The organism is Sphingobacterium siyangense (genome assembly GCF_007830445.1).
Lineage (GTDB): Bacteria > Bacteroidota > Bacteroidia > Sphingobacteriales > Sphingobacteriaceae > Sphingobacterium > Sphingobacterium siyangense.
The window spans coordinates 1-18193 of record NZ_VLKR01000038.1; the positions used below are offsets into that span (position 1 = coordinate 1).

15 protein-coding genes are annotated in these 18193 nt (G+C 39.7%); 11 read left to right on the forward strand and 4 right to left on the reverse strand.

The window, feature by feature from the left end; all coding sequences use genetic code 11:
• Window positions 1–172 precede the first annotated feature (172 nt).
• On the reverse strand, window positions 173–2212 hold the full coding sequence (locus IQ31_RS23400) for a M13 family metallopeptidase (RefSeq protein WP_145330442.1): 2040 nt from the start codon (window positions 2210–2212) through the stop codon (window positions 173–175).
• A 457-nt stretch (window positions 2213–2669) separates the two neighbouring features.
• On the opposite strand from IQ31_RS23400, the gene IQ31_RS23405 reads away from it, so the two are divergent.
• Window positions 2670–5837, forward strand: a complete 3168-nt coding sequence (locus IQ31_RS23405; protein WP_145330444.1) for a SusC/RagA family TonB-linked outer membrane protein — start codon at window positions 2670–2672, stop codon at window positions 5835–5837.
• Between the two features lie 23 nt (window positions 5838–5860).
• On the forward strand, window positions 5861–7348 hold the full coding sequence (locus IQ31_RS23410) for a SusD/RagB family nutrient-binding outer membrane lipoprotein (RefSeq protein ID WP_145330447.1): 1488 nt from the start codon (window positions 5861–5863) through the stop codon (window positions 7346–7348).
• Between the two features lie 91 nt (window positions 7349–7439).
• Here IQ31_RS23410 and IQ31_RS23415 read toward each other — a convergent pair whose 3' ends face one another.
• Entirely contained in the window at window positions 7440–8450 is a 1011-nt protein-coding gene (locus tag IQ31_RS23415) for a CobW family GTP-binding protein (protein ID WP_145330449.1), read from the reverse strand.
• A gap of 66 nt (window positions 8451–8516) precedes the next feature.
• Complete coding sequence (gene folE, locus IQ31_RS23420; RefSeq protein ID WP_145330451.1) at window positions 8517–9188, reverse strand: GTP cyclohydrolase I FolE; 672 nt, start codon at window positions 9186–9188, stop codon at window positions 8517–8519.
• Between the two features lie 169 nt (window positions 9189–9357).
• Between folE and IQ31_RS23425 the strand changes: the two genes are divergently transcribed.
• Window positions 9358–9849: a hypothetical protein gene (locus IQ31_RS23425; protein WP_145330453.1), complete on the forward strand. Its 492-nt coding sequence runs from the start codon at window positions 9358–9360 to the stop codon at window positions 9847–9849.
• Window positions 9850–9862: 13 nt separating this feature from the next.
• On the opposite strand, the gene IQ31_RS23430 is transcribed toward IQ31_RS23425, so the two are convergent.
• Window positions 9863–10312 carry a helix-turn-helix domain-containing protein gene (locus IQ31_RS23430; RefSeq protein ID WP_158638962.1) on the reverse strand — a complete coding sequence of 150 codons (450 nt, stop codon included), beginning with the start codon at window positions 10310–10312 and terminating at the stop codon, window positions 9863–9865.
• A 76-nt stretch (window positions 10313–10388) separates the two neighbouring features.
• On the opposite strand from IQ31_RS23430, the gene IQ31_RS23435 reads away from it, so the two are divergent.
• The 8 genes from IQ31_RS23435 to IQ31_RS23470 all read left to right on the forward strand — a co-directional run bounded on the left by IQ31_RS23435 (window position 10389) and on the right by IQ31_RS23470 (window position 18128).
• Complete coding sequence (locus IQ31_RS23435; protein WP_088162516.1) at window positions 10389–11081, forward strand: CPBP family intramembrane glutamic endopeptidase; 693 nt, start codon at window positions 10389–10391, stop codon at window positions 11079–11081.
• A gap of 193 nt (window positions 11082–11274) precedes the next feature.
• The gene (locus tag IQ31_RS23440; protein WP_145330455.1) at window positions 11275–11895 is read left to right on the forward strand and encodes a TetR/AcrR family transcriptional regulator; all 621 of its coding nucleotides are present in this window, start codon (window positions 11275–11277) and stop codon (window positions 11893–11895) included.
• Window positions 11896–11958: 63 nt separating this feature from the next.
• On the forward strand, window positions 11959–13257 hold the full coding sequence (locus tag IQ31_RS23445) for a TolC family protein (protein ID WP_208734366.1): 1299 nt from the start codon (window positions 11959–11961) through the stop codon (window positions 13255–13257).
• 16 nt (window positions 13258–13273) lie between these two features.
• Window positions 13274–14209 carry an HlyD family secretion protein gene (locus IQ31_RS23450; protein ID WP_145330458.1) on the forward strand — a complete coding sequence of 312 codons (936 nt, stop codon included), beginning with the start codon at window positions 13274–13276 and terminating at the stop codon, window positions 14207–14209.
• Between the two features lie 6 nt (window positions 14210–14215).
• A complete protein-coding gene (locus IQ31_RS23455) occupies window positions 14216–15166 on the forward strand; it encodes an ABC transporter ATP-binding protein (protein WP_145330460.1) in 951 nt (316 codons plus the stop codon).
• A complete protein-coding gene (locus IQ31_RS23460) occupies window positions 15156–15899 on the forward strand; it encodes an ABC transporter ATP-binding protein (RefSeq protein ID WP_088163713.1) in 744 nt (247 codons plus the stop codon). The genes IQ31_RS23455 and IQ31_RS23460 overlap by 11 nt, the downstream gene beginning before the upstream one ends.
• 1 nt (window position 15900) lies before the next feature.
• Entirely contained in the window at window positions 15901–17004 is a 1104-nt protein-coding gene (locus IQ31_RS23465; protein ID WP_088162512.1) for an ABC transporter permease, read from the forward strand.
• Window positions 17004–18128: an ABC transporter permease gene (locus IQ31_RS23470; protein WP_088162511.1), complete on the forward strand. Its 1125-nt coding sequence runs from the start codon at window positions 17004–17006 to the stop codon at window positions 18126–18128. Before IQ31_RS23465 ends, IQ31_RS23470 begins: the two co-directional genes overlap by 1 nt.
• Window positions 18129–18193 lie beyond the last annotated feature (65 nt).

The following is an 18193-nucleotide window of genomic DNA, read 5'->3' on the forward strand; positions in this document are numbered from 1 at the left end:
GGTTGGTTGGTTGGTTGGTTGGTTGGTTGGTTGGTTGGTTGGTTGGTTGGTTGGTTGGTTGGTTGGTTGGTTGGTTGGTTGGTTGGTTGGTTGGTGCACAAAAGAAATAGATGTTGGATTAAAGAAAATTACAGGAGCTGCCTTTTTTGAGACAGCTCCTGTAAAATGCTTATTACCAGATTTTGATTCTTTCTTCCGGTGACTTGTACAGTTTGTCTCCTTGTTTAACATCGAAAGCTTTATAAAAAGCGTCAACATTGATCAATGGACCAAAACTTCTGAAATATCCTGGAGAGTGTGGATCAGTTTTAACTTGGTTGACCATATATTTTTCACTGGATAGGGTTCTCCATACAGTTGCCCAGCTTAGGAAAAAGCGTTGATCTTGCGTGTATCCACTTATTTCACCTGGGTTTCCCTTATCTTTTAAATATAGTTGAAGTGCATCGTAAGCAATGTTTACACCTCCTAAATCCGCGATATTTTCACCGTTTGTAAATGTTCCGTTGACGAAAGTGCCTTTTACAGGTTCATATTTATCGTATTGAGCTGCGAGTGTTTTTGTTGCTTTTTCAAAATTGGCTTTATCTTCTGGTGTCCACCAGTCTACCAAGTTTCCGTCCGCATCAAATTGTGCGCCCGAATCGTCAAATCCGTGGCTCATTTCGTGGCCAATTACCGCACCTATACCACCGAAATTGACAGCTGCGTCGGCTTGTGGGTTGAAAAATGGCGGTTGAAGAATAGCTGCCGGAAACACGATCTCATTGTTTACGGGATTGTAATAGGCATTTACTGTTTGTGGAGTCATTCCCCATTCTGATTTGTCAACAGCCTTACCAATTTTAGCCAGATCCTTTTCATATCGCCATGTGGTGATATTTTGGAGGTTAGCATACAGATTGCCGCCTTTATTTTCAGATAGAATACTCAATTTAGAATAATCTTTCCATTTGTCCGGATAGGCAACTTTTACAGTAAATTTGTTTAATTTTTCAAGCGCTTTTCCTTTTGTAGCCGAAGACATCCAGCTTAAATCGTTGATATGGACTGCAAAACTTTTCTTTAAATAGTCGATCAATTCGACCATTTGTGCTTTAGCCTCAGCTGGAAAATATTTTTCGACATATAATTTTCCGAAAGCTTCACCTAATGTGGAATTGATCAGTTCAAATCCTCTTTTATTTAATGCTCTTTGTTCTTGTTGACCTCTTAAATACTTACCATAAAAAGCAAATCGCATGTCTCCTAATTTTTCGCTTAAATAAGAGGCACTACCGTTGATCATATGGAATTTTAAGTAATCTTTAATAACAGGAAGGTTTTGTGCACTGACCAATTTATCGAAGTTCTTGTAATAACCTAATTCCCCAATGATTACTTTTTCTGTATTGACACCTACTTTTTTAAGGTACTCAGGTAGATTTACATTTTTAACCAAGGCGGTTAACTCTGCCATGGTCTGTGGATTGTACTGTAACGTATTATCACGGCTTTGTTCATTGGTCAAGTAGGTCTTCGCAATGCTTTTTTCGTAGTCAACGATTCCTTTTGCGGCAGCATCAGCATTTTTATAGCCCAATTCTGTTAACATGGAAGCTACATATTTTTGATACTCGGCAATAGCTTCGGTATTTTTTTCATTTTCTTTCTGATAATAATCTCTTCCTAGCCCTAAGGAGGCATCTCCTAAGTAGACCGCGTTCATTTTTGAATCTTTTAAATCAGCGTAGACACCCCAGCCATAGAAATTATTCTCACCTTCTTTTGTTACGGAAGTTAAATAATTCTGAAGATCTTTTAGGTTTTTAATCGCGTCAATTTTGTTTAAATTTCCCTGAATCGGCTTAATACCGTCTGCATTTCTTTTCTTTAAGTTCATGTAAGAAGCGTACAGGTCCTGTATTTTTTTTCCCTCACTTCCTTCAGGAAATTTATCTTTTAAAAGTGAGTTCAGAATTTTCATCGAATTGTTGTCCGTATCTTCTGCCAATTTATTGAAGCTTCCCCAAGTGGGTTTGTCGGAAGGAATTTTAGCCGTTTTCATCCAGGTTCCGCTTACGTAGTTGTAAAAGTCATCCTGTGGACGTACAGATTTGTCCATTAAGCTCAGATCAAGTCCTTTGTCGGGTCCTGTACCTGCTGTCTGTGCTTCCGCATGCTGTGTGTAGACTCCAGCCAAGAAAATTAGGGCGAGTGTTAATTTTTTCATTGTTGTTTTAATGTTGTATGATTTTCAATAATTCAATCTGGGAGTACGCACAAATTACGGATAAAATAGGTTATGTTATTTGCTCCGTGTAATTCGATTTGTAGCAGCCATGTCAATAATTAGCTGTGATTTTTTTAAAGCTAAAAAAATCATTTACACAAATGACGGAAAATTCTAATTCAGCAACAAGTAAATTTGATCATTATCTGTCATTTTATTAAACTAATCGGGTAAATTAACATGTTATTCGTTTGTTAACGAATAACATGGATATACTTTTTAAAGTACATCCTTTGATGTGTTGGTGAACGCTCCGCTATCTGACTTAGCTAAGCTATTTTAGGACAAAAAGAAATACTAAACTTAATATGGAAATACTAAACTTAATATGAATTTAGTTTAGTATTAATAAACGATGTTTAATATTGCTTACATTTTCATCTATAAGTAAGCGATTATGTTCAAACTATCCTATTCAATTTCACCTAAAGTTACTGGCCTAACATTGTCATTGGCCATGCTGGCTGCACAGGGGTTTAGCCAGACCCGATCGTTCCAGGGGAGACTGGTCGATTCATTGAGTCAAGGCGCTATTCATGGCGCAACAATTCGTAATTCTCATTTAGCTAAGCTTGTTTCATCGGATCATTCCGGTAAGTTTGTGATCGATGCACATATCGGTGATACGCTAAGAATTGGCTACATGGGGTATCTTCCCAAGGTTTTCATTGTTGGTAATCAACCTTCATCCGTTATTTCGCTTATACCGAACCAACAATCCCTCAATGAGGTGGTTGTAACTGCGCTTGGTATCAAAAAAGAAAAGCAGGCTATTGGCTATTCAGTGCAGGAAGTAAAAGGTAAAGACATGGTTAAAGCTCGGGAACCAAATGCTATTTCTGGTTTAGCTGGACGCGTGTCTGGCTTAACAATTACACCGAGTACAAACTTATTTGGAGACCCGGGTATCACGTTACGTGGTCGGAGCAATATTCTTATTGTGGTCGATGGCATGCCGATTAATACCGATTCATGGAATCTTAGTCCGGATGATATCGAATCCTATTCTGTCTTAAAAGGGGCAAATGCTGCGGCATTATATGGGAACAGAGGTCAAAATGGAGCGATTGTGATAACGACAAAACGAGCAAAATCACAGGATAAGGGCTTCCAGGTTGAATTTAACTCAAGTACACAATTGCAGACGGGGTATAATGCCATACCAAAAATTCAAACCGAATATGGCCCGGGTTCAAATTATCAATATGCTTTTAAAGATGGTCGTGGGGGTGGAATCAATGACAACGATTACAACATTTGGGGACCCCGATTTGAAGGACAACTTATTCCGCAATATAACAGCCCGATAGATCCAAAAACAGGACAGCTTATTCCCTTACCTTGGGAGGCCAGAGGAAAAGATAATTTGAAGAAATTTCTTCAGAATGGTCTTTTGAGTACAAACAATATTGCTATATCGACCAAAAATGATCATGGTGATCTACGCTTATCTGCGTCTCAGATGTTTCAACGGGGAACTACGCCTAACACGAAATTGGGAAGCACCAATATAAATCTTACCGGAGGCATTAACGCTGGTAGTAAGCTCCGTTTCGATGCGAGCATAAATTACAATAAGCAGTCTTCACCAAATTATCCAAATATTGCTTATGGACCAAATAGTCCTATTTACATTCTTACGTTATGGGGAGCGGCAGATTATGATATTGATGATCTTCGCAACTATTGGCAGCCTGGGAAAGAAAATGTACAGCAGTACAATCGTGAATACACCATTTATGACAATCCTTGGATGACGGCTTATGAAAATTTGAGGACTTATGATAAGGATGATATCTACGGTTACGTGTCGGCTAATTACAAGTTTAATGATAAATTGTCATTAAATGCACGTACCAGTGCTAGTACCTGGAATCGGAATAGAACGATTAAAATTCCAATTTCTGCCAACCTATATAATTATACTATCGGTGGAAGCCGTGTTGGTGGTTATCAGGAAACCTATGATACTTTTTGGGAAAATAATACAGAGGTTTCCTTAAAATACCAAAATCGTATTGCCGAGGACATAGGCTTCTCAGGCTCAGTATTTGGTAATTTAAGAACCGTCAGTGTCAAATCGCTGTTTGCACGTACAGATCGTGGATTGACTGTGCCCGGTGTTTATGACTTAAGTAATTCGATCATGCCCACGGTGTCTACTAACGATCGCGCCCTGCGCCAGGTCGGAAGTGTTTATGGATTCATGGATATAGACTATAAAAGCATGTTATTCTTAAATCTAACGGGGCGATTTGATAAATCTTCGACGATGCCGGTAAAGAATAACACCTACTTCTACCCATCGGCTTCACTAAGCGCTGTGATTTCACAGATGGTCACTTTGCCCAAGGTTATTTCCGCATTAAAAATCCGTGGAGCATATGCTAACGTTGCGAGTGATTTCGTCAATGAATCGGCCCAGTACGATATTTATAAACTTTTGCCGGCATACAGTAACTATGGACGTTGGGCCAATTCAATGACCGGCGTAACATATACCGATGTATTACCTAACCCAGATCTCGTGGCAGAGCGTGTGAAGACGGCGGAAATAGGTTTGGAAACTCGTTTATTTAACAACCGTCTGGGTTTCGATTTTGCTTTTTTTAGAAACCTGGAAGGTCCCAGGATTATCGAATTGGCTACGTCGGTTACTTCGGGTGTAAGAGCCAGACAAACCAATGGGTTGACTTTATTGCGTAAAGGTATCGAGCTGAGTATCGATGGGACTTTGATTCAACAGAAAGATTTTAGCTGGAATGTAATGGTCAATGCATCAACAAATCATGCCTGGCTACATGACATCGATGGGCATCAAACGCGATCGGGGAATGTTCGTGTTGGTGAACGATGGGACGGATATTACGTGAATGATTTTCAGCGTGATGAAAAAGGAATGCCAATTGTGGGTACAAACGGTTTACCAGCTTACAATCCTTATGTGAGCAGAATAGGTTATAGCGATAATAAATTTACGGCCAGTATCAGCAATAGTTTCCGATACCGTGATTTCAGTTTTAGTTTTCTTGTGGATGGCCGCTTTGGCGGTTTAATAAAAAATGTGCAGGATGCCAAACAGTGGGGATCGGGAACACATCCCGAATCAGCAAATGAATATCGTCTAAAGGACTGGGAAAATAGGGACGTCAAAGGTTATAAAGGAACTGTCATGACCAATGGGTTAAAAGTAGTCAAGGGGCAGCTCAATACAGATCAGGATGGTAAGATAATCTCCGATACAAGAGAATTTGCCCCAAATGACATTGCTGTGTTGTGGCAAAATTGGGCCACTAATTACTATCAGTCGGGACCAATGACAGCCAAAAGCCGAACCTTTGTCAAATTACGGGAGATCGTTTTCAGTTATAATGTGCCTGCCAACTTGTTGAAAAATTCCAGATTCTTCCGCAGTGCAAGTGTTTCAGTGGTCGGTAGGAATTTGCTGTATTTCACTGGAAAAGGTACCCGAAATATGGATTTGGATCAATTCACCAGTGCTAGCTCAGACTACCAGACACCATCAGTAAAGAGCTTTGGCCTAAATCTCAATGCATCCTTCTAAAAACTTAGTCAAAATTTTTAAAAATGAAGTACTTTAAATCCACTCTCATTCTTCTCCTGTTCGGGTGTTCTTTCAGTTCCTGTAAAAAGATAACGGATCTACAAAAAGACCCTGCGGCTGTATATAATCCTGCTCCAAAACTTTTGTTTACGGGAATACTCATGCGTTCTTATGATGCGCCATGGAGTGAAGATCATCGACATAATCAGTATATGACACAAAATGAAGCCTATTATGCGGGGCAGCCTTATGGATGGACTACAGGCTCTTTTGAAACGCCCTATGGTATAATGCGTGATGTGTACCGTATGGAAATCGAAGCTGCGAAAACTCCTGAATTGAGTGCTGCTTATATGACCATGGCCAAATTTTTCAAGGCTTATTTCTTTGCTCGAACGACTGAAATGTTTGGTGATATTCCATTGACAGAGGCTCTGCAAGGTGAATCAGCTGGCAATTTTGCCCCCAAATACAATACCCAGTTGGAGGTATACCAGCAGGTGCTTAGCTGGCTTGAGGAGGCGAATAATGAACTGGCAAATCTAAAAGAAAAAGGCAATACATTAGATGGCGATTTCTTTTACAATGGCAAGCCTGAGCAGTGGCAGAAACTGGTCAACTCATTTAAGCTACGTGTTTTAATTAGCCTCAGCAAACGTGCCGATGATAGTCCCGCATTGCGGGTGAAGGAACGCTTTGCTGAAGTTTTGGCGAATCCAACCAAATACCCACTGATTCTTGAAAATCGGGATAATTTTCAACTCCTTTACAATAATATTAACACCTATCCGCTGTGGCCAACAGACGGTGTGATTATAAAAAAGGATGTGCGCAACACATTGGGAGCAACCTACCTGAATATTTTAAAGACTTTACAGGACCCAAGATTGTTGATTCAGGCACTGCCGGCTTCGGCGATGCCTTCTGATCCTACGCGCCCCTTCGACGCATACAATGGCGGGAAAACAGGCGACCTACAGAGTACCTTGCTAAAACAAGCTGCGGATGGACAGCTATCTATGATCAATTTCGATTATTGGCTCGCTTCGCCGTCTGGGGTTCCGTCTATTCAACTTGGTGCCTCCGAAGTCCAATTTGCCCTGGCAGAAGGTATCAATCGCGGTTGGGCTAGCGGAGATGCTGCGGTAAGATTTCAGTCAGGGATAAGTCAGTCGATGCTGTTCTACGGAATTTCTCAAGACAAGATCAATTTGTTCTTACAGGCAAATCCTTACAAAGGGAACAATATGGAAGGGTTAAAGCAGATCCTAACACAAAAGTATGTGGCATTTTTTGAAAACTCAGGAAAACAGGCATTTTTTGAGCAGCGCCGGACAGGAGTGCCAGTTTTTGATATAGGACCTTCGAATGCCAATAATAACCAGATACCGAAACGGTGGGCATACCCTAAGACCGAATACAGTACCAACGAAACTTACTTGAAAGAAGCTTTGCAACGTCAGTTTAATGGATCAGATACCCAAAATGACATTATTTGGCTTATTAAATAAAATACAAAGTAAGCGTAATTAGTTATGGAAAGACCTCTTGGATTTGTGTCCGAGAGGTCTTTTTACGTAGACAATTGTTTCTATAAATCGTTTATTGCTTCTCTTTGATGGTCAACATACGTATCAGGAGATCTTGTATGGAGAGACTATCAAGCTCTTTTCCAATAAATACCAGTGTATTCATTTTTCTTTCATCCTTTTTCCAATGGTTACCATAGTCCATATCGACACGTGAACCGACGGTCTGTATAATGATTTTTTTGTTTTCATCTTTTTTATAACCAATTCCCTTCATTCGGTAAATTTTGTTTGGATATTTGCCGACGAGTTTGCTCAAACCGAGAAATAGGTTTACGAAATTAAATTCTTCAGCAAAAGTATAGACGCGCGTTGCAATATCGCTCAGATGTTGTTTTGCCAGACTTGATTTGCCAAGTATCAGTGAACTGCTTAGATTAACGTTCTTCAGAAAAGAAAAGGCTTCTATTTTTTTTGTGTACTTTATTTCCTCAATTATTTCGAAAGGAAACCCCTCCGTTACTGTTGACTGGAGAGTTTTCGCTAATGGGTTTACATGTGCTAAGTAGTTGCTTAAATAGCTCAAATATGCTGAATGTACCGCTTCGGTTTTGTTGATGACAATGACGTCGGCAGCTGTGATTTGCCGTAACACTTCATCCCTTTCCTTGATCTGATCTTCAATAAGTGCAGCATCAACCAAGCAAATAATCTTTTTTAATGGGAAGTAGCTCTTAAACACTGGATGCCTTGTAAAAGGTTCTGTTATAGCATCGGGTATGGCAAGACCTGTACATTCAATAACGAGTTCATCAAAGCTGTCTTGTTTTTGATAGAGCGATTCGAGTGCGGTGTAAAGTTCATCGTTCAGCGTACAACAGATGCACCCCTCTTGGAGCGCTACCAATTGTCCATAGTTTTCATTGAGCAAGGAACTATCTATATTTAGTTGTCCTATCTCATTTTCAATGATAGCAAAACGTTTTTTCGGATAGGATTTCATTAAGGCATTTAGAAAAGTCGTTTTTCCTGCACCTAAAAAGCCAGTTAAAATGGTTACTGGGCGAGCATGGGCTGTATTCATTTGCGATGATTATACATTTAATCTGCTTCTGGTATCATCCCAACGAAAGTCGGGGAAAAGCAGATCTTATTTCAATAAATTGAAAAATTCGTTTCGTTTACTTTCTGATAAGAATATACCGCTGTATTCCAGCGTTGTTGTACAGCTGCTGGTGTCTTTGACACCCCGGGCGGAGACACAGAGATGATCGGCATCAATCACAACAATGATATCATCTGTTGCTAAGGTGGATCTGAGCTCATTGTAAATCTGTAAAGTAAGGCGTTCCTGCACCTGTGGTCGATGCGCATAGTAGTCTACAATACGGTTTATTTTTGACAGTCCTATTACGCGGTCTTTGGGGATATAGCCTATATGTGCCCGCCCTACGATTGGTAAAAAATGATGTTCACAGGCTGAATTTACCCGTATGTCTTTTTCCATCAATAGCTTATTGTAGCCATAGCGATTTTCGAAGGTGGACAGCTTGGGCTTGTTAACCGGGTTAAGGCCATAGAACAATTCGTTGATATACATTTTTGCTACACGATGGGGCGTTCCGCTCAGACTGTCATCTTGGAGGTCGAGGCCAAGTTCATACATGATGTCCTTAAAAAGTTGAGATATCTTGCTGATTTTTTCTTCGTCTGTTCGATCAAATGCATCGGGTCGCAGGGGAGTATCCATTGAAGTCATCATGTGGTGGTCTCCTAAATCTTCCGGATTGGATGCTGTATCTTTTTTTAATAATGTGTTCATAAATTAATTTTTATCAAATCGTACTGATTATACCTCTTGTCTATTGTCAAATGGAGTTGCCATTTCATAGCGCTATTCGTGTTATAAATATAGTTAAAAAACATCAAATGCAATATAGTTGCTTTTACTGTTTTTTAACTATATTTGATAGGTAAATCTTTAATACGTTATGTTTAAGCAATTTATTCTAGTTTTTTTGTTTGTTATTGCAGGAAGTAAAACTAATCCAGTCTTTTCTCAAGGGGTAACGGAATCACAATATTTGGTAGATCATAAGCCTTTGATGAATGAGGTTTGGAAAACCTTTGACACCATGCTCTATAAAGTTAACAAGGTTAATGGCAAGACGGTTTACACTCCCTATTTTCCGAGTAAGCTGGTGAAACTGGATGGAACAAGTGTAGAGTTACAAGGCTATATGGTACCGTTAAAGGCCGGTCTTCGCCATAATAGGTTCCTTTTGTCGGTTTTGCCAGTGCAGCAGTGTATGTTTTGTGGACAAAATGGTATTCCACCCATGGTGGAGGTTACGCTGAGCGACAACAATAAAGTGTGGTTAAAAGAGAATCCTGTTATTGTAAAAGGCTATGTCAAATTAAATGAGAAAGATCGGAGCAGGGTTGAAATCTTTATCAGAGATGCAGCTCTTTTAAAACAGTAGGGATTATCAAAAGCTAACGATTCCGCCAGGTCCACCAAAGAATGATTCCATAGATAAGAACAGCGACCGCAAGCAGTAAAAATAGTTCGAAACTTGTCTCCGGAAAACTAGTCGATTGTGAAAGAAAGGCGGATATTAATAAAATGCCGAGTATGCCTGAGGTTATGCTCACAATGAGTTTTTGAGCTTTGTTTAACGCGGGTTTTGTTTGTTGTGCTACTTTCTTCTCGAGGATCTCATGTACAGGTTCGGTTTCCTTCAATAGTGCAATATCGAGATCAAGCTGCACTGCCATTAAATTGAGGGTATAAGCCCTTGGTAGAACTTCAGCTTTTTCGATGCGCTGTACAGATCGAAGATTCAGTTTGACAAGATCAGCAAGTTGCTGTTGGGAATATCCTTTACTGATACGGGCATTTTTGATCAAAAGCGCTATTTTCTCTTTGCTGGATTTATTGGTCATTTTATGACATTTTGCGGCGTATTCAAATGTCGTGAAATTAAATGATTTAAGGCTATAGCTTTGTGTAAAAAAAATCATGATCGCTATTGCTCTGGAATTGGTCATCTCCCAGTTTTTGCTGGGTTATTTTTGCAAGCGGAACCTCCAGGTTCTGGGGTTTTCCTCAAAGGTCGGATCTTTCCTCTTTTGTCTGTTTGGTCCCATAATATATGTTACTGCTCTCTATTTGAGTATTGCTTATTTAGTCGGAAACCCGTATCAACTAAATCCGAATTATACGGTATCTGATTTTTTTGGTAGTTTTTATTATGTATCAAAAGCAGTGGTATTTGAGGAATTGATCTTTAGGGGAGCCGTATTATATATTCTTATGAGACGCTGTGGTCAGGGGAAAGCTGCATTGATCACGGCGCTGGCTTTTGGCATTTATCACTGGTTTTCGTACGGTATCGTGGGGCAGATTTTTAATATGCTGGAAGTTCTTGTATCGACCGGTATAGTGGGGTATTTATTTGCACGAATTTGTATTAAAACAGGTAAAATAGTGCATCCGATCGTTTTACATTTTGGTTATAATTTTGCAACGATGATTCTATTTTCGAAAGAAAAAAATATCGGACTGCAGCTCCTGATAAAAACGTATGCGGTAGACCCAGTCAAACCCGAGGGGATTTTGCCTTTGTTCGTCCTCGTTAGTTATTATATCGGTTTTCCGCTGTTGTGCTATATTTTTCTTAAACAACTAAAAGCTGCAAATAATTTGTCCTGACTGCCTGCTAGTACCTATCATTTGCTCGCTTTATTACTTGCATATTGCGGAACGGGTTTCTTTTTTTGTGATTTATTTACATTGATTATCATCTAAATGCGTTTATTGTTTTGTTTTAATCATTTGATTAAAACAGTTGTTTGTTTTTAATTCTTTTTTCTATATTTGCATAATACAAGGAAGTTTAATCGGGATGAAAGAGAAGAAAATAGATCTGTCGACGGAAACGAAAATTAAGGAAGCGGCGAGGGTTGTATTCTATAAAAAAGGTTTCTCAGCAACCAGGACAAGGGATATTGCCGAAGAAGCAGGGATCAATCTTGCTTTGCTCAATTATTATTTTCGGAGCAAAGAGAAGCTTTTTGAAATTATTATGTTTGAAACCTTTTCGGCTTTCGTACAGAGTATGGCTGTTATCCTTAATGATGAAACAACCAATCTTGAAAGTAAAGTTGAATTGATAGCCAATAGATATATCGATTTTATCATCAGAGAACCGGAGGTGCCTACTTTTTTGATTTCGGAAATCAGAAACAATCCTCAGGAACTCCTCGAAAAGTTGCCAATCAAACAATTGCTAAACAATTCTGTTTTTTTTAAACAGCATCATGAAGCCGTAACACAGGGCTTTATTATGGAGCCACATCCTTTACATTTTTTAATGAATTTATTGGGGTTGGTTGTGTTTCCTTTTATCACAAAGCCTTTGATTATGGGGGTACAAGATCTCGATATCGAACAGTTTAATGCACTTATGATTGAGCGTAAGAAGCTTATACCGATATGGATAGGAGCGATGATGACAGCAAAATAATTTTTTTGTCCCAAACTTAATCAAATGATTAAATCTAAAGATTAAAAAATAATGCCACAATATATGAACAACGCAGTTATGAAGTATTGTTATTTAACGCATGTTATTCTTTTATTGATCCTGTTGCATTTTGCAAATAGGGCAACTGCACAAGGAGAAGCGCTTACTTTGGAGCGTTGTTATACGCTTGCCAAAGCAAATTATCCAGCAATTAAAAAAATGGATCTGATAACCAAAACGGGTGAGTATACCATCCAAAATGCCAATAAAAGGTTTCTCCCCCAAATCAGCTTCTCAGGTCAGGCAACCTATCAATCCCAAACAGTAAGTTTTGCGGATGCTGTAGGTTCATTGCCGGGTATTTCCCTACCTTCTATCAGTAAAGATCAGTATAAAATACAGGGTGAAATTAGTCAGCTCATTTACGATGCTGGCAATACAAAAATGCAGAAGGATTTAATCGCTGCAAATACGGCATTGGAGGAGCAGACCTTAGTATCCAGTCTCTATGGGATTAATCAACGTATCAATAGTCTTTATTTTGCTATTTTATTAATCGATGCCCAATTGAAGCAGAACGAGTTAAACAAGGCTAACTTACAGACTCAGGTACAAAAAGCTGAGGCTGCTTTTGACAATGGGGTAGCATTTCGTAGTAATGTGGAAGAGCTGAAAGCTGAAGTATTGAATATAGAAATGCAGACCACAGAATATACATCTAATCGTACAGCATATTTAAATATGCTTTCGCTCTTTATAGGAAAGAAGTTGCCCGAATCCATGCTATTGAAATTGCCTACCGCTCAGTATACGCTTTCCGCGATTAACAGACCTGAATTAAAAGCTTTTGATTTACAAAAAAACATCGTTGACCAACAGGAGAAACAATTGAAGTCCGATTATCTTCCACAGGTAAGTGGTTTTTTTCAAGGGGCATACGGAAGGCCAACCCTCAATATCATTGAAAATAAATTTGGTCCCTGGTACGTTACAGGGCTGCGTTTTTCTTGGTCGCTAAGTAGCTTTTATTCGCTGTCCAACAAACGAAATATCCTTCAGCTCAATCGTCAGTCTATTGATGCCGATAAGGAAACATTTTTGCTGAATGCCAAAGTTGACCTGAGCCAACAGGATGAGCAGGTCAATAAATATACCATCTTGATTCGACAGGATGATGCTGCGATTGCCTTGCGGACATCGGTAACTCAATCTGCTGAGGCGCAGTTGAGCAATGGAGTGATCACGACCCACGAGTATATTCAAAAATTAAATGCAGAACACTTGGCCAAGCAGCTCAAAATATTGCATGAGATCCAATTGTTACAAGCGATCTATAATTTAAAATTTATAGCCGGGAATTAACTGTAAACATCAAAAAATGAAAAGATTAATTGTATTTATTACTGCGCTCTCTTTGCTTAGTGGTTGTAAGCAACATAATGAATATGACGCTTCCGGGAACTTTGAGGCTGATGAAGTGATTGTCTCTGCGCAGCAAAACGGAATATTGATGCAATATGCTGTTGAAGAAGGAAAGCAATTGAAACCTGGAGATACTGTCGGAAAAATAGATGTCCGTACTGCTGAATTGCAAAAAGAACAAGTGCAGGCAAGTATCGAAGCTTTAGCTCAAAAGATGGTGAATCCTAAGGATCAGGTTGAACTGGTGCGGCGCCAACTGGTCGTTCAGGAAGCGCAATTAAAACAACAGCTGTACGAAAGGACCCGGACGGAAAATCTGGTAAAATCAGATGCCGCAACACGTAAACAGCTCGATGACATCAATGCGGCAATCGATCAATTGCGGAAACAAATAGCCGTGACCAAGCAACAACTCACCCTCAATACATACAATACAAATACCCAAAATCGGAGTATCCTAAGCGAGAAAAATCCGTTAGAGAAATCTGCTGCACAGATTCAGGAACAGATCAATAAGGGACAGGTGATTAATCCTATTGGTGGGACAGTTTTGGTAAACTATGCACTACAGGGTGAATTGCAGGTCGTAGGTAAGCCTTTATATAAAATTGCCAACACGGCGAAGCTTTATTTGAGGGCTTATATTACCGGAATTCAGTTGCCACAGATAAAAGTCGGACAGGCGGTGACTGTGCGCATTGATGATGGCAAGGAGAATTATAAGGAATATCCCGCAACAATTACATGGATTTCAGATAAATCTGAGTTTTCACCAAAGACAATTCAGACTAAGGATGAGCGCGCTAATCTTGTTTATGCGATCAAAGTAAGTGTGAAAAATGATGGTTATTTAAAAATAGGGATGTATGGTGAGGTCCTTTGGTCAAAGTAAGTTATTATGATCGCTGTCAGTGTAAAAAATATGGTCAAAACCTACGGTAATGTTAGAGCCGTAGATGACGTTTCTTTTGAGGTAAAGAAAGGTGAGTTGTTTGGGCTTATAGGGCCTGATGGCGCCGGTAAAACATCAATTTTCCGAATACTAACCACTTTACTGCTTGCGGATAGTGGTACTGCTGCTGTAGAGGGATTCGATGTTGTCAGAGAATATCAACAGATACGCAATCGGGTAGGGTATATGCCAGGACGTTTTTCATTATACCAGGACCTGACGGTAAAGGAGAATCTTACTTTCTTTGCGACAGTTTTTGGTACAACCATTCAGGAAAATTATCCACTTATCAAAGATATTTATGATCAGATACAACCCTTCAACGATCGTAGAGCAGGGAAATTGTCTGGCGGAATGAAGCAAAAGCTGGCCTTATGCTGTGCGCTGATCCATAAGCCCGACGTGCTTTTTCTGGATGAACCGACAACAGGTGTCGATGTTGTATCCAGAAAGGAATTTTGGGAAATGTTGACCAAACTCAAGGAACAGCAGATCACGATCGTGGTATCCACACCCTATATGGATGAAGCTCGACTGTGTGATCGTATTGCATTAATGCAGGGCGGAAGGATTATGTCAATCGATGAACCGTCAGGTATTATAAAAAGTTTTCCAAAGCCACTATATGCGGTTAAAGCGGATAATATATATAAACTGCTCCAGGATCTCCGTTCGGATCAGGCGGTAGAAAGCTGTTATGCATTTGGCGAATATTTGCACCTTACCCCAAAATCAGAAGTGGATGGTAGGGAAGGCATTATTGCCCTGGCAAATAAGTATAACCCACAACATCTCGTGGTTGAAAAAATAACTGCAACGATCGAAGATAGTTTTATCCGCCTGATGCAGGATCAAAATGGTATGGACGAATTCAAACAAGTCACAGATGGAGAATAAGGCAATAGTCTGTAAGGATCTGACCAAGCAATTTGGAGATTTTAAGGCCGTAGATAAAATTACGTTCGATGTTGACCAAGGCGAAATTTTTGGTTTTCTTGGTGCCAATGGTGCGGGGAAGACCACGGCCATGCGTATTCTTTGTGGTTTGTCCTACCCGACATCGGGTGAAGCAACTGTCGCTGGCTTCAATGTGTATAAAGAACAGGAGCAGATCAAAAAGAATATCGGTTATATGAGTCAGAAGTTCTCGTTGTACGATAACCTCACTATTTTGGAAAATATTGAGTTTTATGGAGGTGTGTATGGTGTTTCAAGGGCAGACATAAAGTCGCGAAGCAGTGATTTGGTCCACACCTTAGGTTTAGAGAAAGAAGCAAAAAAACTCGTGGGGGAATTACCTTTGGGCTGGAAACAGAAGTTGGCATTTTCTGTAGCGATTTTCCATCGACCTAAAATTGTTTTTTTGGACGAGCCAACAGGAGGCGTTGATCCGATTACCCGACGGCAGTTTTGGGATATGATTTATGAGGCTGCTGCCAATAACATAACGGTGTTTGTGACAACACACTATATGGATGAAGCCGAATACTGCAACCGTATCAGTATTATGGTAGATGGGAAAGTCGAAGCAATGGACAGTCCCACAAATCTGAAACAGCGGTTCGAAACCCATTCCATGGACGACGTATTTTATCAACTGGCACGTGGAGCTAAAAGATCGGGAGATTGATATGAAACAGTTGTTCGCTTTTATTCGCAAGGAGTTTTATCATGTTTTTAGGGATCGTAGAACACTGCTTATCCTTTTTGGGTTTCCCGTCGTTCAGATTCTCCTTTTTGGCTATGCATTGAGTAGCGAAGTTAAAAATATTGGAATTGCGATTCAGGATAATGCACGTGATGTCAACTCCAGTGAAATCGTAAACCGTATTAAAACAAGTTCATATTTTCAGGTGAAAGACGAAATTGTAAATTATAAAGATGTAGAAAGCCGATTTAAAGATGGAAGCATCAAATGTGCAATAATCTTTCCTGCCAATTTCGGGGAGGATCTATATCGAAAGGATGGTGCTCAAATTCAGCTATTAGCTGATGCTTCCGACCCGAATACTGCCACAATAGTCACCAATTATCTGACGGCTATAATTAAGGCATACCAGCAGGACCTAAATCCCGGAACAGCGTTATCCTATCAGATAGTGCCCCAACTGCGACAATTGTATAATGAAGAGCAGAACGGTTCCCTTAATTTTATCCCTGGAGTGATCGCATTGATTTTTATGATCGTTAGCACGGCACTGACCTCCGTGGCAGTTGTGCGCGAAAAAGAGCTGGGGACTATGGAAATTCTATTGGTATCGCCTTTCAAACCCATTATGGTTCTCATCGCCAAAGCGATTCCATATCTCGTGCTTTCACTCGTCAATTTTATCATTATTCTTCTACTTTCGGTGTTTGTACTTGATGTTGAGATCAGGGGAAGTCTGGTGTTGATTTTCGCGGAGAGTATTTTATTTATTATCACCTGTCTTTCTTTAGGCTTGTTGATTTCTAATGTCACCGATTCCCAGCAAACGGCCATGTTAATAGCGATGATGGGCATGATGCTGCCGACCTTATTATTGACTGGCTTTATGTTTCCTTTGGAAAATATGCCCTGGATATTTCAGGTTATTTCGCATATCGTGCCATCCCGCTATTACTATGCAATTATTAAAGCTGTCATGCTCAAAGGAATGGGCTTTAGTTATGTTTGGAAAGAAACATTGATTCTCGCCGGGATGTCAGTTGTGTTGTTGTCAATTGCATTGAAAAGATTTAAAATCAGGTTGTAATGGAGGTATTAAGATTCATATTACAGAAAGAGTTTCGGCAGATATTCAGAGACAAAATTATCTTGGCCATGATGTTTGTCATGCCGACAGTTCAACTGATCATCATGCCATTTGCAGCCAATTTTGAAGTGCAGAATATCAATATTGCTTATGTTGACAACGACCACAGTTCTTATTCAAGAACCTTAATCAATAAAATTGCATCTTCAGGATACTTTAAAATCGTAAGTAGTCCACTATCTTATAAAGTTGGATTGGAAATGATCGAAAAGGGAGACGCTGATCTTGTATTGGAGATACCGACAGGTTTTGAGCGCAATCTGGTGCGGGAAGGTACGCAGCAAGTCAATATCGCAGTGGATGCCATCAATGGTACAAAATCGTCCTTGGGTGGAGCTTATTTAACCAGTGTAATTACTGATTTTAACGGCGGTTTGGATGTAAATATCAAAGCCGCTAAAACAGGTATTTCAGAGCAGGTCGCAACCGTCAAAATAGCGAATTCCAATTGGTATAATCCCAAGGCTGAATACAAATACTATATGGTGCCGGGTATTTTGGTTTTGTTGCTTACGATGATTGGCGGATTTATTACAGCGCTCAATATTGTCAAAGAGAAGGAAATCGGAACAATCGAGCAGATCAATGTGACGCCCATCAAAAAATGGCAGTTTATCCTAGGGAAACTAATTCCATTTTGGATTGTGGGCATGATTGTTTTTACCGTTGGTATGATTGTAATGTATATTGTTTATGGTATTTTTCCGCAGGGAAGTTTACTGCTTTTATATCTCTTTGCTGCAGTGTACCTCATTGCACTATTGGGGTTGGGATTGTTTATTTCTACCCTTGCAGACACACAATTGCAGGCCATGTTCATCGCATATTTCTTTATGATGGTTTTTATGCTGATGAGTGGCTTTTTTACCAGCACAGATAGTATGCCGGCTTGGGCAAGAGCGATTTCGCAATGCACACCAGTTACCCATTTTATCAGTGTTGTACGGCTAATTGTCTTAAAAGGGAGTGGATTTCAGGAAGTGAAGAAAGAGCTTGTTTATCTTATTGGATTTGCTTTTTTGTTGAATGGTTTAGCCATCTATAATTATAGAAAGACCGTGTGAAAACATGGCGTAGTCATTCGTTCTTTGCTAATTGAACATAGCTCTTACGCTTGTTTAAACCGTCA

Coding starts and splice junctions, on each gene's coding strand:
- IQ31_RS23400 (WP_145330442.1), bottom strand. CDS start 2,212: ATGAAAAAATTAACACTCGCCCTAATTTTCTTGGCTGGAGTCTACACA.
- IQ31_RS23405 (WP_145330444.1), top strand. CDS start 2,670: ATGTTCAAACTATCCTATTCAATTTCACCTAAAGTTACTGGCCTAACA.
- IQ31_RS23410 (WP_145330447.1), top strand. CDS start 5,861: ATGAAGTACTTTAAATCCACTCTCATTCTTCTCCTGTTCGGGTGTTCT.
- IQ31_RS23415 (WP_145330449.1), bottom strand. CDS start 8,450: ATGAATACAGCCCATGCTCGCCCAGTAACCATTTTAACTGGCTTTTTA.
- folE (WP_145330451.1), bottom strand. CDS start 9,188: ATGAACACATTATTAAAAAAAGATACAGCATCCAATCCGGAAGATTTA.
- IQ31_RS23425 (WP_145330453.1), top strand. CDS start 9,358: ATGTTTAAGCAATTTATTCTAGTTTTTTTGTTTGTTATTGCAGGAAGT.
- IQ31_RS23430 (WP_158638962.1), bottom strand. CDS start 10,312: ATGACCAATAAATCCAGCAAAGAGAAAATAGCGCTTTTGATCAAAAAT.
- IQ31_RS23435 (WP_088162516.1), top strand. CDS start 10,389: ATGATCGCTATTGCTCTGGAATTGGTCATCTCCCAGTTTTTGCTGGGT.
- IQ31_RS23440 (WP_145330455.1), top strand. CDS start 11,275: ATGAAAGAGAAGAAAATAGATCTGTCGACGGAAACGAAAATTAAGGAA.
- IQ31_RS23445 (WP_208734366.1), top strand. CDS start 11,959: ATGAACAACGCAGTTATGAAGTATTGTTATTTAACGCATGTTATTCTT.
- IQ31_RS23450 (WP_145330458.1), top strand. CDS start 13,274: ATGAAAAGATTAATTGTATTTATTACTGCGCTCTCTTTGCTTAGTGGT.
- IQ31_RS23455 (WP_145330460.1), top strand. CDS start 14,216: ATGATCGCTGTCAGTGTAAAAAATATGGTCAAAACCTACGGTAATGTT.
- IQ31_RS23460 (WP_088163713.1), top strand. CDS start 15,156: ATGGAGAATAAGGCAATAGTCTGTAAGGATCTGACCAAGCAATTTGGA.
- IQ31_RS23465 (WP_088162512.1), top strand. CDS start 15,901: ATGAAACAGTTGTTCGCTTTTATTCGCAAGGAGTTTTATCATGTTTTT.
- IQ31_RS23470 (WP_088162511.1), top strand. CDS start 17,004: ATGGAGGTATTAAGATTCATATTACAGAAAGAGTTTCGGCAGATATTC.